Genomic DNA, 12,980 nt, shown 5'->3' with positions numbered 1-12,980 from the left:
GGTCTTGCGTCGGCGGGCTCAGCGGCCCGCCCGATCAGCGTCAGATGGCGTTGACGTCCAGCGGGATGCCGGGGCCGAACGTGGTCGACACGGCACCCTTCTGGATGTAGCGGCCCTTCGAGCTCGACGGCTTGAGGCGGACGATCTCCTCGAGCGCTGCGCCGATGTTCTCGTTCAGCTGCTCAGCGGTGAACGATGCCTTGCCGACGATGAAGTGCACGTTGGCGTGCTTGTCGACGCGGAACTCGATCTTTCCGCCCTTGATCTCCTCGACGGCCTTGGCCGGGTTGGGGGTCACGGTGCCGGTCTTGGGGTTCGGCATCAGGCCGCGGGGGCCGAGCACCTTACCCAGACGACCGACCTGGCCCATGAGCTCAGGGGTCGAGACCGCGGCGTCGAAGTCGGTCCAGCCGCCGGCGACCTTCTCGATGAGCTCGGCGCCGCCGACCTCGTCTGCGCCTGCGGCGATGGCGGCCTCAGCGGCTGCACCGTTCGCGAACACGATGACGCGGGCGGTCTTGCCGGTGCCGTGCGGGAGCATGACGGTGCCGCGCACCATCTGGTCTGCCTTGCGGGGGTCGACCGCGAGCTTCAGCGCGACCTCGACGGTCGAGTCGAACTTCGCCGACCCGGTCTCCTTCGCGAGGGCGACGGCCTCGGTCGGGGTGTAGAAGCGGTCTTCCTCGATCTTCGCGAGTGCCGCCTGGTATGCCTTGGACTTGGTAGCCATTGTTATCTCCCTCAGCCCTCGACCGTGATGCCCATCGAGCGCGCAGTGCCCTCGATGATCTTCGATGCGGCGTCGATGTCGTTCGCGTTCAGGTCGGCCTGCTTCTGCTCGGCGATCTGACGGACCTGGTCCTTGGTGATCTTGCCGACCTTGACGGTGTGCGGGGTGGCCGAGGCCTTCGCCACGCCTGCGGCCTTCTTGATCAGCTCGGCTGCCGGCGGGGTCTTCAGGACGAACGTGAAGCTGCGGTCCTCGTAGACGGTGATCTCCACGGGGATGACGTTGCCGCGCTGCGACTCGGTCGCGGCGTTGTACGCCTTGCAGAACTCCATGATGTTCACGCCGTGCTGACCGAGCGCGGGGCCGATCGGCGGCGCCGGGTTGGCTGCACCGGCGTTGATCTGAAGCTTGATCAGGCCGGTCACCTTCTTCTTGGGTGCCATGATTTTCCTTTCATCGAGCGGATGCCCAGGGCATCCCTCTCCCGCTTCCCCGGCATCTCCGGGGCGCGGTGTCCCTCGACAGGCTCAGGAGCCCGTCGAAGAAGTGCACAAACCACAACATTCTACCGTACGCAGAGCGCCCCGCCGGACCAGCCGGCGGGGCGCTCTGCTCGACGGGCTCAGCGGCCCATTCGAAGATGTCAGAGCATCTTGGTGACCTGCTCGAACGACAGCTCCACCGGGGTCTCGCGCTCGAAGAGCGAGACGAGGACGGTGAGCTTGCCGCTGGCGGCGTTGATCTCGCTGATCGTTCCGGGAAGACCCGCGAACGAGCCCTCCTTGATGGTGATGGTTTCGCCGACCTCGAAGTCGACCTCGGCCGCCATCGGACGGGCGACGGCGACGCCGCCCTTGGCTGCGATGGACTTCGCGGTGGGGACGTCCTTCACCTCGACAAGCGACTTCAGCATGTTGAACGCTTCTTCGAAGCGCAGCGGGGTGGGGTTGTGGGCGTTGCCCACGAAGCCGGTCACACCCGGCGTGTGGCGCACGACCGACCAGGTGTCCTCGTTGAGCTCCATGCGCACCAGCACGTAGCCGGGGATGCGCACGCGGTTGACCATCTTCCGCTGGCCGTTCTTGATCTCGACGACGTCCTCCATCGGGACCTCGATCTGGTAGATGTCGTCCTCGACCTCGAGCGTCGACTTGCGCTGTTCGATGTTGGCCTTCACCTTGCGCTCGAAGCCGGCGTAGGAGTGGATGACGTACCACTTGCCCGGCAGCATCCGCAGGTCCATGCGGAACGCCTCGTACGGGTCCTCCTCGACGGCGCTGTCAGCCTCGTCGACCTCGGTTCCGTCGTACGGAGTGACCTCGTCGGCGGCAGCCGACTCGGCCTCGGCGGACTCCTCCGCCACAGCGTCGTTGAGGACCTCGGCGGCTGCTTCAGACTCAGCCGCTTCGTCCAGGTTCAGAGCGTCGTTCACGATCGCGTCCGCCTCCGGGTCTTGGATCTCGATGTCGTCGGTGTCGTCGTACTCCGCGCCGTTCTCACCCTCGATGTGCAGAGCGGTGTGCTCGGCCGCCGAGGACGACTGCTCCTGTTCGGCGAGGACGTTGCCCTCCTGGGCCTCGTCCTCTTCGCTGGACTGCTCAGCGGCGGTCGCCCAGTCGGCGTCGTCGGAATACTTGTCAGACACTCTGCTTCTTTCCAATCGCTGCGATGGCCCGTGGACGGGGCCGTCGAAGTGGGTTGATCAGCTCAGCGGAACTCCGAAGACGTAGTGCGCTCCCGTTCCGAAGACCCAGTCGAGTCCGTAGACCAGTCCCATGACGATCAGCACGAAGACGAACACCACGGTGGTGAACTTGGCGAGTTCCTTGCGGGTCGGCGTGACGACCTTGCGAAGTTCGCTGATGACCTGGCGGAAGAACAGGGCGATGCGTCCGAAGAAGCCGAGCTTGCTGTCGCGCAGGGCGTAGGTGCCCGAGGCGGCGATGTCGCCGCGAACGTCGTCCTGGTCCATGCACGTACCTTTCGTGAGCCAGCATGCGCTGACGCGCAGGGCGGACAGGAATCGAACCTGCAACCTGCGGTTTTGGAGACCGCTGCTCTGCCAATTGAGCTACCGCCCTAGAGACCGGTCGGCCTCTGGGTCCGCCTCCCCGCCGCGACCCTGGGGCACGGTGAAGGATGCAGACAACTGCCCCTCAAGTGTACGGCATCCGGAACCGTCGGCCGAACCGGCCTCGACGCCCGCGTGAGTCGCGAGCGTCGGGCAGACTGGATGCAGCCGGTCCCGACCGGTGCAGGCAGGCGACGAGAGGGGCGCAGTGGGCGCGGATGTGCAGCAGTTCCAGGTGGATCTTCGCGGAGTCGTCGATCTGCTGAGCCGGCACATCTACTCCGGCCCGCGCGTGTACCTGCGCGAGCTGCTGCAGAACGCGCGGGATGCCATCGCCGCCCGCTCCGAGGTGGACGGCGGCGGCACCGGCATCCGGATCACGCCGCTCGCCGACGACGGAGGCGAGTTCGTGCTGCGTGACGACGGGGTGGGCCTGACCGCGACCGAGGTCGCCGATCTGCTCGCGACCGTGGGCCGCAGCTCCAAGCGCGACATCTTCGACATGCCCCGCAGCGACTATCTCGGGCAGTTCGGCATCGGGCTGCTGAGCTGCTTCATGGTCTCGGATCGCATCGTGATCCGCTCACGCAGTGCGCGCGGCGGCGCGGGCGTGGAGTGGACGGGCAGCTCCGACGGCACGTTCCAGGTCGTCGAACTCGAAGAGGAGGTGCCGATCGGCACCAGCGTGCACCTGACCCCGCGATTCGAGCACGCCGATCTGCTGCGCCCCGCCGCGGTCGCGCAGCTCGCGCGGGACTTCGGCGAGTTCCTGCCGGTGCGGGTCACGATCGGGATGCCGGGTGGCGATGTCGACGTGACCCGCCCCGCGCCGTTCCTCGGCGAGGGTGACGCGGACGAGGCTCTCGCCTACGGTCGCGACCTGATCGGCGCGACCCCGATGGACGTCATCGAGATCTCGGAGCCTGCCACCGGCACCCGCGGCCTCGCCTACGTGCTCCCGTTCGCACCGCCGCCCAATCTGCGCCAGGCGACGCGCACCTATCTCGGCCGGATGCTGCTCGCCGAGCGCTCTGCGGAGGTTCTGCCCGACTGGGCGTTCTTCGTGCGCGCCGTCGTCGACTCGACAGGTCTCTCCCCCACGGCCAGCCGCGAGTCGCTGGTCGAGGATGCCGCCCTCGAGCTCGTCCGCGAGCAGCTGGGTGCGGGCATCCGCCGCTGGGTGCTCGAGCTGGGGCTCACCGCCCCGCACCTGCTCACCCAGTTCGTCGCGGTTCATGAGCTCGGTCTGAAGTCGCTCGTGCGCCATGACGAGGAGCTCGCCCGCTTCATCACGCGCTGGCTGACCGTCGAGACCGCCCACGGCAGCGTTCGCATCGGCGATCTCGTCGAGCGGCACCGCCACATCCGCTATGCGCGCACGGTGGACGAGTTCCGCCAGGTGGCGGGCATCATCCCGGCATCCGAGGTGCTGGTCAACGGCGGCTATCTGTACGACGCTGATCTCATCGCCGACCTGCCCACGCTGTTCCCCGATGTCACGGTCGAGCAGATCGACGTCACAGGTGAGCTCGAGCGACTCGATCCGCCCCCGCTCGACGACCGGGAGGCGGCGATCACGCTGGAGGCGCGAGCGGGAGCGGTGCTCGCCGGATCGGGATGCGCGGTGACCGTGCGCGCGATCGACCGCGCAGACCTCACCGGACTGTACGTCGCCGATCCGCGCGTGCTGCGCGCGATCGATCGCGGCCGCACGAAGGGCATCGCCGGCGGACTGTGGGGCGGCGTGCTGTCGAGGGTCGACGACACGGTCGGCGGTGCGAGCGACGACGACATGCGCGCGCGGCTGTGCCTGAACTGGTCGAATCGGGTGGTGCGCACCCTCGTCGGGGTCGACGACGACGCGGTGTTCGTGCGCACGGTGCAGCTGCTGTACATCCAGGCGCTGCTCGCCGGTCACCACCCGCTGTCCGACGCGGATCGAGCCTTGATGACCACGGCGCTGACCGACCTCGTCGCGCTGTCGGCCGGGGTGCGCGACGACTTCCCCTTCGACGGACTCGACCTGCCGGGTCCTCTCACCGAGGAGCCCTGATGACCGACCCGACGACGCGATTCCAGCAGCTGCTCGACGAGATCGACAGCACACCCTGGGGCAGGCACGAGCAGGCCCTCATCGCCGAGGCCGTGGCCCTCGCACAGGAGATCGGCGACGAGCAGCTCGAGTACCAGGCGCGCATGCGCCAGACGGCCTCGGCGAACATGGGCGGCCTGACCGACGTGATGCTGAACTCGTTCGCGTGGTGCCTCGCGCACCATGACGACGATCCGCAGCGGTTCCCACTCGACATCGACAACGGCGCCGCCGACCTGATGTGGCAGTTCAAGTGGATGGCCGCCACGCTGCGCGCCTCACCGGCCTTCTCGAGCGAGCAGATCGCCGCCGTGCTCGACGATATGGAGGCGCACTACCGTCGCGCCGGGATCGGCATGAGCGGGGTGCTGACCGCCCGCTTCGAGGATGCCTGGGCGTCGGGCCGGATCGAAGACGCCGAACGACTGCGCGGCCTGCTCGAGACGACTCCGCGGGACGACTACAGCCACTGCGATGCGTGCGGACGCAGCCAGAACGCCGGGTTCTTCGCCGCCACCGATCGCGACGAGCAGGCGATCCGCTTGGTCGAGGAGATGATCGAGGGCGGCTTCTCGTGCGGCGAGGAGCCCGAGCACGCCCTGTCGCGCGTGCTGCTGCCGTATCTGCGCACCGGCCGTCTCGACGAGGCCAGGGCGGCGCATCTGCGCAGCTACCGGCTCGCGAAGGACAATCCCGACAACCTCGGCATCGTCGCGAACCACATCGTGTTCGCCGCGGTCACGGGCAACGAGGCGCGCGCCCTGTCGCTGGTCGAACGGCACCTGCCCTGGCTCGCTCACGACCAGCTGAACGTCGACGGTCATTTCGCGATGCTGTCGGCGATCGCATTGGCCCTCGACTGCGTGACGGCGGTCGGTCATGGCACGACGACCGTGCGCGCGGCCGAGGCCGCCGCGCTCGAGCCGTTCTTCGGCGCGCGAGAGGGTGCGTGGACGGCATCCGCCCTGGCGCGCGCCGCCGGCGCGGCCGCCGACCGCATCGGCGCCGAGTTCGACGCGCGGGACGGCTCGGACTGGCACGCGCAGCGCCGTGCCCGGATGCGAATGCTGGCGGATGCACGCTGGGACGTGCCGATCCGGTCGGACGTGTTCGCGGTCGAGACGCCGTCGCCCGAACCGCAGGATGCCGAGGGATGGTACGAACGAGCGCTGGCGCTGGCCGCGTACGGCTCGGAGCGCGATGCGCTGGCCGCTGCCGATCGCGTCGGCGAGCTCGTGGACGCCGAGCAGCGGGCGCGCCTGCTCGGGCTGCGGATCGGCGCGCACGTGTCGCTGGCGGAGTGGGACGCGGCCGAGGCGCTGATGCCGCTGCGTGCGGCGACGCTGCGGGAAGCCGGGCACTCTGAGCAGGCCGAGTTGGAGGGACGCCGCGGGCTCGCGCTGTACGGACGCACCGAGGTCGGCGACCACGCCGGCCTCGAGCAGGAGTGGGCGGATGCCGGACGGCTGCCCTCCTGGTCGCGCGGCGACGTCGCGCTGACGCTGGCGGCGCTGCGGTTGAGAGGCGACGACCCCGACGGTGCCGTCGAGCTCACCGAGCACGCCGCCGTCTGCTTCGCCGAAGCCGGGGACGGGCGTCTGGTCGCGGCGAGCCGGATGCTGCGCGCGATGGCGTTCGTGGGTCAGGGCGAGATCGAGCAGGCGGACGAGCTGCTGCAGTCGCTGCTGGCCGATGACGATCTGAACCCCGGGCAGCGCGCGCGCCTGCTCGAGGTGCGGGCGCGACTGCACGGCGGTGCCGGGCGGCTCGAGGAGGGCGCCGCCGACGCGGACGCCGCGGCCGGCATCCTCACCACCCTGGGAGCGGCCTCCGCCTTGGCGGAGGCGCAGATGCTCGCCGGCGCGCTGTGGGATGACGCCGGGCACCCCGATCGGGCCATGCCGCGCTACCGTGCGGTGATCCGTCTGATGAGCGGGCGCGGCGCCGACGTCAGCGGTGCCGAGTTCCGCCTCGGGCGGGCGATGCTCGGGGCCGGTCTCGCCGCCGAGGCCGCCGAGCTGCTCGGCGATGTGCTGCAGCGCGAGGAGAGCAGCGGAGCGTCCGCGGCGTCGCGCGCGATGACCGCGGGCGTGCTGGGCCGCGCCCTCGCCGCCGCGGAGGAGTACGGCCAGGCGATGGGCGCGTACGGGTACGCGGCCGAGCTGCACGCCGAGGCCGAGGAGCCCGCCGAGCAGGCGCTCGTGCTCACCGAGCAGGCCAAGATCCTCGCGCGCTTCGGCGAGCACTCCGACGCCCGCGAGCTTCTCGAGCAGGCGGCCGAGCTGGTGCGTCCCACCGACGCGATCGGTGCGATCGTCGAAGTGCTGCACAACCTCGGGCAGTCGTACGGCGGTGCTCGGGACGAGCGGGCGTTCGCGCTGTTCGACGAGGTGCGGGCCCTGGCGGTCGAGCACGAGGCGGACTGGCTGATCGCCGACGTCACCGACTCGCGCGGGCGCGCGCTGCTCGAGTTCGACCGCATCGACGAGGCGATCGCTGCGCTGCTGACCGCGGCCGACGGCTTCGCCGCTGTAGGGGATCCCGCATCAGCCGGCGGTTCGGAGCTGCTCGCCGCCCGCACGCTCGCCGAGGCTGATCGCCTCGACGACGCCGTGCCGCTCTACCGCAGCGTGCTCGACCGTGCCTCGGACATGCCTCCGATGCGTCAGGTCGCCGCCCTCGAGCTCGGCGACGTGCTCGAGAAGCTCGGCCGCACCGGAGACGCCGCGCAGGTGCGCGCGCTGCTGGACGAGTAGGTCGCGGGGCATCCGGCTACCGGCATCCGGCATCCGGGCGTACAGGCGGACCGGGCAGGAAGGACAGCCGACCAGGCGCACAGCCGACGCCCCGCAGCGAACGACAAGGTGCGCCAGACGGCGGAGCGGCTCAGAACAGCTGACGCCAGTTGGCCTTGGCGAGGTCGAGCAGCTCATCGCCACGTCCCGACATGACTGTCCGGATCGCGTACAGGGCGAAGCCCTTCACCTGCTCGGCGCTGACCGACGGCGGCATCGAAAGCTCCTGCCGCTCGGTGACCACGTCCAGCAGGGCCGGCCCGTCGTGTGCGAGCACCTCGGCCACCGCATCCAGCAGATCCTCCGACCGCTCGACCCGGCGCGCGAAGATGCCCAGCGCCGACGCGACCGCCGCGAAGTCGGGGTTGTCCAGGTCGGTGCCGTAGGTGACGAACCCGGCTGCCTTCATCTCGAGCTCGACGAAGTTCAGTGACGAGTTGTTCACCACGACCACCTTCACGGGCAGCCGGTTCTGGGCGATCGTGATCAGCTCGCCGAGCATCATCGCGAGTCCCCCGTCTCCGGCGAGGGCGATCACCTGCTGATCGGGCCTCGCGGTCTGCGCACCGATCGCGTGCATGATCGCGTTCGCCATCGAGCCGTGGGTGAACGAGCCGATCAGCCGCCGACGCTCCGTCATCGAGAAGTAGCGCGCCGCCCAGACCGTCGGCGAGCCGACATCCGCCGTGAAGATGGCATCCGACGCCGCAGCCTCATCGATCAGCCGGGCGAGGTACTGCGGGTGGATCGGCGCCTTGCCGCGAGCCGGCACGGCCAGCTCATCCAGCTTCGCCCGCGTCTTGCGGTAGTGCGCGACGGCGTCGTCGAGGTGCGAGCGATCGCTCTTCTCGGCCAGCCGCGGCAGCAGCGCACCGACGGTGGCCTTCACATCGCCGACGAGGCCGAGATCGAGCGGATGCCTGCGCCCGAGCTGCGAGCCGCGGATGTCGACCTGGATCGTCGTCGCGCGCTCGGGGTAGAACTGCGTGTACGGAAAGTCCGACCCGAGCACGAGGAGGACGTCGGCCGCCTCCATCGCACGGAACCCGGACGCGAAGCCGAGCAGGCCGGTCATCCCGACGTCGAACGGATTGTCGTACTCGATGTGCTCCTTGCCCCGCAGCGCGTGCACGATCGGCGCGGCGAGCCGGTCTGCCAGCGCGACGACCTCGTCGTGCGCACCCTCGACTCCGGCTCCGGCAAGGATGGTCACCTTCCGCGTGCCGTTGAGCAGCGTGGCCGCCTGCTCGAGCTCTGCCGGGCTCGGGGTGATCACGGGATTCGTGCGCGGGATGACGACGGCGCGGTCGTCGGCGATCTCGGCGAGGGCGACGTCTCCCGGGATCACCAGCACCGCCACGCCGCGCTGCTCGATCGCCGCGCGCATCGCGATCTCCATCAGGCGCGGCATCTGCGTCGGGTCGGCGACGTACTCCACGTACACGCTCGACTCACGGAACAGCTCCTGCGGGTGGGTCTCCTGGAAGTACCCCGTGCCGATCTCGACCGTGGGGATGTGGGCGGCGATCGCGAGCACGGGCACCCGAGACCGGTTCGCGTCGTAGAGTCCGTTGATGAGGTGCAGGTTGCCCGGGCCGCAGGATCCGGCGACCACGGCGAGGTCACCTGTGAGCGCGGCATCGGCAGCCGCGGCGAACGCCGCAGACTCCTCGTGTCTCACATGCACCCAGCGGATGGCGCCGTCCTTGCGGAGCGCGTCGGTGAAGCCGTTGAGCGAGTCGCCCGGGATGCCGTAGACCCGGTCGATGCCGTTGGCGCGAAGCGTGCGGACCATGTTCTCAGCGACGGTCGTCATGCCTCGACCCTACGCCCGCCCGCGGATCAGTACTCGGCGACGCCGTAGCGCTCCGGCTCTCCCGTGCGCGAGAAGGCGCGTCCGCTCACCGACATCGGCCGGATGCGCACGTAGATGTACTTGAGGGTAGGCACCCACGGCTTCAGCCCGAGCCGGTCGGCCGCTTCGCGCTCATCCAGGGTGTCCAGCGTGTGCGCGCTGCCTCGCACGACGACGCTCCAGGCGTCAGCATCCGTGTGATCGTCGACCTCGAAGAGCACCTCGTCGTTGACGGTCAGCTCGACGAGCTTGCTGCCCTCGGCGGTGCGGAAGACGATCGAGGTGCCGTCGGTGACGAAGTTGATCGGGAAGATGTCGATCACGTCGCCGACCCGGGTCACCAGACGACCCAGCTCGGCGCCTCTGAGCCGCTGCCAGCATTCCTCTTCGCTCAGCCGGATGACCGGATCCTCGGTGCTCATGACGCGCTCCTTCCGCCTGTTTCGAGAGTATCCCTGAAGACGGCGACGCGGTACGGGCGAATGCTGCCCGTACCGCGTCGGAAGGAGTGCAGGGGACGCTCAGGCCGTGCGGATGAGCTTCTTGTTGACGAACTCGTCGGCCGCGAGCAGCCCGAGCTCGCGCGAGGTGCCGCTGCGCTTCACACCGCCGAAGGGCAGCTCGGGGCTGTCGGCGAGCGCGATGTTCACGTAGACCATGCCGGCCTCGATGCGGTTCGCGACTCGATCCGCCTGCTCGGGATCGGTCGTGAACACGTACGAGCCGAGACCGAAGGTCGTGTCATTGGCGAGCTCGACGGCGGCGTCCTCGTCGGCGACGCGGTACACGACCGCGGCCGGACCGAAGAGCTCTTCGCCGTAGACATCCATCTCGGGCGTCACATCGGCGAGCACCGTCGGTGCGAAGAAGGCGCCCTCCCGGGTGCCGCCGGTCAGCAGGGTCGCCCCCTGCGCGATCGCCGTGTCGATCTGCTCCTGCAGACGCTCCGCGGCCGCGAGGGACGACAGCGGGCCGAGCACCGTGTCCTCCTGCGTCGGGTCCTCGGCGGAGACGGCGGCGAGCGACGCCACGAACTTCGAGGTGAACTCGTCGTACAGCTCGTCGACGATCACGAAGCGCTTCGCGCCGTTGCAGGACTGTCCGTTGTTGTCGAGGCGGGCGTCGACGGCGAGCTGCACGACGGAGTCGAGGTCGTCGGTCGAGAGCACGATGAACGGGTCAGACCCTCCCAGCTCGAGCGCGACCTTCTTGAGGTTGCGACCGGCGACCTCGGCGACGGCAGCGCCGGCGCGCTCGGAGCCGGTGACCGAGACGCCGTGCACGCGCGGGTCGGCGATGATCTTCGCCGCCTGCTCATTGGTGGCGTACACGTTTACGTACGCCCCTTCGGGAAGACCCGCATCGCGATAGATGGCCTCGATCGCCGCAGCCGACTCCGGGCACTGCGGAGCGTGCTTGAGGATGATCGTGTTGCCGATCGCCAGGTTCGGAGCCGCGAAGCGGGCCACCTGGTACGCCGGGAAGTTCCACGGCATGATGCCGAGCAGCGCACCGAGCGGGGCGCGGCGCACGACGGCGGTCCCCTCGCCGACGATGTCGAGCGGCTGATCGGCCGTGATCACGTCGATGTTGTCGGCGTAGTACTCGATGATGTCGGCGGCGAACTCGACCTCGCCGACGGCGGCGGCGATCGGCTTGCCCATTTCGCGGACGATGATCGCGCCCAGCTCGTCCTTGCGCTCACGGTGCAGCTCGGCGATGCGGCGGATCACCGCGGCGCGGTCGGCCGGAGCGGTCGCGCCCCACACCTTCGCGGCCGAGGCCGCGGCGGCGATCGCCTGCTCGATCTGCTCGTCGGTGGCGGTGTCGTAGCCGGCGACGGTCTCGCCGGTGGCCGGATTGACGACGGCGTAGTCGGTCATGTCGGTTCCTCTCGTAATGCGCTGGTGGGCCCTCGACGATGTCGAGGGCCCACCACGCGGGTCAGCTGTTGGGAATCAGTGTGTACTTGGTCGACAGGTACTCGTGGATGCCCTCGGCGCCGCCCTCACGGCCGACGCCGGACTGCTTCACGCCGCCGAAGGGAGCCGCGGCGTTGGAGACCACGCCCACGTTCAAGCCCATCATGCCCGTCTCCAGCGCATCGATCATCCGGTGCCCGCGGGCGAGATCCTCGGTGAACACGTACGACACCAGGCCGTACTCGGTGTCGTTCGCCAGACGCACGGCCTCGGCCTCATCGGCGAAGGTCGCGATGGCGAGCACGGGTCCGAAGATCTCCTCGCGCAGGATCGCGCTGCCCGCGACCACCTCGGTGAGCACGGTGGGCTCGTAGAAGGTGCCGGTGCCCTCCAGCGCCTTGCCGCCGGCCAGCACGCGGGCGCCGCGATCGACGGCGTCGCCCACCAGCTCCTCCGCCTTGGCGACGGCGTCCTCGTCGATCAGCGGGCCGATGGCCACGCCGTCTTCGGTGCCGCGACCGACCTTCATCGCCTGCACACGCTCGGCGACCCGGCGGCCGAACTCCTCGGCGACGTCCTGGTGCACGATGAAGCGGTTGGCGGCGGTGCACGCCTGGCCGATGTTGCGGAACTTCGCCGCCATCGCGCCGTCGACCGCCTTATCGAGATCCGCGTCCTCGAAGACGACGAACGGCGCGTTGCCGCCCAGCTCCATCGACACCCGCAGGATGCCGTCGGCAGCCTGCGCGATGAGCTTGCGGCCCACCTCGGTGGATCCGGTGAACGACAGCTTGCGCAGGCGCGGGTCGGCGATGATCGGGCCGGACAGCGCGCCCGAGCGCGAGGTCTGCACGACGTTGACGACACCGGCGGGCAGGCCGGCCTCTTCCAGCAGCTTCGTGAAGAAGATGGTGGTCAGCGGGGTCAGCGCCGGGGGCTTGATGACGACCGTGCAGCCGGCGGCGAGCGCGGGCGCGATCTTGCGGGTCGCCATCGCGAACGGGAAGTTCCACGGCGTGACGAAGAACGACGGACCCACCGGGCGCTGCGAGACGATCATCTGTCCGGTGCCCTCGGGGTTGCTGCCGTAGCGGCCGGAGATGCGCACGGCCTCCTCGCTGAACCAGCGCAGGAACTCACCGCCGTAGACCACCTCGCCGCGCGCCTCGGCGAGCGGCTTGCCCATCTCGAGGGTCATCAGCAGCGCCAGGTCCTCCTTGTGCTGCTGCACGAGGTCGAAGGCGCGACGCAGGATGTCGCTCCGGGTGCGCGGTGCTGTCGCGGCCCAGGCATCCTGGGCGGCGACGGCCGCGTCCAGGGCACGGATGCCGTCGGCCGGCGTCGCGTCGGCGATCGAGGCGATCACCTCGTTGGTCGCGGGGTCGCGCACGTCGAAGGTGCGCCCCTCTTCGGCATCCGTCCACTGCCCGCCGATGAAGAGGCCGCCGGGGACGCGGGAGAGGAGTTCCTGCTCGTTCGATGCGAGTGTCATGTTCGTCTCGATTCTGTGGGAGG

Annotated in this window: 10 protein-coding genes and 1 tRNA gene; 2 read left to right on the top strand and 9 right to left on the bottom strand. The window is 69.5% G+C overall.

What is annotated here, in order from left to right; all coding sequences use genetic code 11:
* Nucleotides 1–40 precede the first annotated feature (40 nt).
* The 5 genes from rplA to PGB26_RS06700 form a co-directional block, all read right to left on the bottom strand.
* Nucleotides 41–730, bottom strand: a complete 690-nt coding sequence (gene rplA / locus PGB26_RS06720) for a 50S ribosomal protein L1 (RefSeq protein WP_271639560.1) — start codon at nucleotides 728–730, stop codon at nucleotides 41–43.
* 11 nt (nucleotides 731–741) lie between these two features.
* Entirely contained in the window at nucleotides 742–1,173 is a 432-nt protein-coding gene (rplK, locus tag PGB26_RS06715; protein ID WP_071643823.1) for a 50S ribosomal protein L11, read from the bottom strand.
* A gap of 200 nt (nucleotides 1,174–1,373) precedes the next feature.
* Nucleotides 1,374–2,375 (bottom strand): transcription termination/antitermination protein NusG, encoded by a 1,002-nt coding sequence (nusG, locus tag PGB26_RS06710; RefSeq protein ID WP_271639559.1) that lies wholly within the window; start codon nucleotides 2,373–2,375, stop codon nucleotides 1,374–1,376.
* 57 nt (nucleotides 2,376–2,432) lie between these two features.
* Complete coding sequence (gene secE, locus PGB26_RS06705; RefSeq protein WP_271639558.1) at nucleotides 2,433–2,702, bottom strand: preprotein translocase subunit SecE; 270 nt, start codon at nucleotides 2,700–2,702, stop codon at nucleotides 2,433–2,435.
* Between the two features lie 36 nt (nucleotides 2,703–2,738).
* Nucleotides 2,739–2,811, bottom strand: a tRNA-Trp gene (locus tag PGB26_RS06700).
* Nucleotides 2,812–3,009: 198 nt separating this feature from the next.
* Between PGB26_RS06700 and PGB26_RS06695 the strand changes: the two genes are divergently transcribed.
* A complete protein-coding gene (locus PGB26_RS06695) occupies nucleotides 3,010–4,854 on the top strand; it encodes an HSP90 family protein (RefSeq protein ID WP_271639557.1) in 1,845 nt (614 codons plus the stop codon).
* Nucleotides 4,854–7,649 carry a hypothetical protein gene (locus PGB26_RS06690; protein WP_271639556.1) on the top strand — a complete coding sequence of 932 codons (2,796 nt, stop codon included), beginning with the start codon at nucleotides 4,854–4,856 and terminating at the stop codon, nucleotides 7,647–7,649. The genes PGB26_RS06695 and PGB26_RS06690 overlap by 1 nt, the downstream gene beginning before the upstream one ends.
* Nucleotides 7,650–7,779: 130 nt before the next feature.
* Here the strand turns inward: PGB26_RS06690 and poxB are convergent, their stop codons facing one another.
* The 4 genes from poxB to PGB26_RS06670 form a co-directional block, all read right to left on the bottom strand.
* The gene (poxB, locus tag PGB26_RS06685) at nucleotides 7,780–9,504 is read right to left on the bottom strand and encodes a ubiquinone-dependent pyruvate dehydrogenase (protein ID WP_271639555.1); all 1,725 of its coding nucleotides are present in this window, start codon (nucleotides 9,502–9,504) and stop codon (nucleotides 7,780–7,782) included.
* A gap of 26 nt (nucleotides 9,505–9,530) precedes the next feature.
* On the bottom strand, nucleotides 9,531–9,965 hold the full coding sequence (locus PGB26_RS06680) for a pyridoxamine 5'-phosphate oxidase family protein (RefSeq protein ID WP_271639554.1): 435 nt from the start codon (nucleotides 9,963–9,965) through the stop codon (nucleotides 9,531–9,533).
* Nucleotides 9,966–10,064: 99 nt separating this feature from the next.
* Nucleotides 10,065–11,426, bottom strand: coding sequence for an NAD-dependent succinate-semialdehyde dehydrogenase (locus PGB26_RS06675; protein WP_271639552.1), 1,362 nt, complete (start codon nucleotides 11,424–11,426; stop codon nucleotides 10,065–10,067).
* Nucleotides 11,427–11,487: 61 nt separating this feature from the next.
* Nucleotides 11,488–12,957: an NAD-dependent succinate-semialdehyde dehydrogenase gene (locus tag PGB26_RS06670; RefSeq protein ID WP_271639551.1), complete on the bottom strand. Its 1,470-nt coding sequence runs from the start codon at nucleotides 12,955–12,957 to the stop codon at nucleotides 11,488–11,490.
* Between the last annotated feature and the right edge of the window lie 23 nt (nucleotides 12,958–12,980).

Source organism: Microbacterium sp. nov. GSS16, from assembly GCF_028198145.1.
Taxonomy (GTDB): Bacteria; Actinomycetota; Actinomycetes; order Actinomycetales; family Microbacteriaceae; genus Microbacterium.
The sequence above is the reverse complement of the archived record's forward strand: the minus strand, read 5'-3'. Positions and strand labels throughout refer to the sequence as shown.

Coding starts and splice junctions, on each gene's coding strand:
- PGB26_RS06670 (WP_271639551.1), bottom strand. CDS start 12,957: ATGACACTCGCATCGAACGAGCAGGAACTCCTCTCCCGCGTCCCCGGC.
- poxB (WP_271639555.1), bottom strand. CDS start 9,504: ATGACGACCGTCGCTGAGAACATGGTCCGCACGCTTCGCGCCAACGGC.
- PGB26_RS06680 (WP_271639554.1), bottom strand. CDS start 9,965: ATGAGCACCGAGGATCCGGTCATCCGGCTGAGCGAAGAGGAATGCTGG.
- secE (WP_271639558.1), bottom strand. CDS start 2,702: ATGGACCAGGACGACGTTCGCGGCGACATCGCCGCCTCGGGCACCTAC.
- PGB26_RS06675 (WP_271639552.1), bottom strand. CDS start 11,426: ATGACCGACTACGCCGTCGTCAATCCGGCCACCGGCGAGACCGTCGCC.
- rplA (WP_271639560.1), bottom strand. CDS start 730: ATGGCTACCAAGTCCAAGGCATACCAGGCGGCACTCGCGAAGATCGAG.
- PGB26_RS06690 (WP_271639556.1), top strand. CDS start 4,854: ATGACCGACCCGACGACGCGATTCCAGCAGCTGCTCGACGAGATCGAC.
- rplK (WP_071643823.1), bottom strand. CDS start 1,173: ATGGCACCCAAGAAGAAGGTGACCGGCCTGATCAAGCTTCAGATCAAC.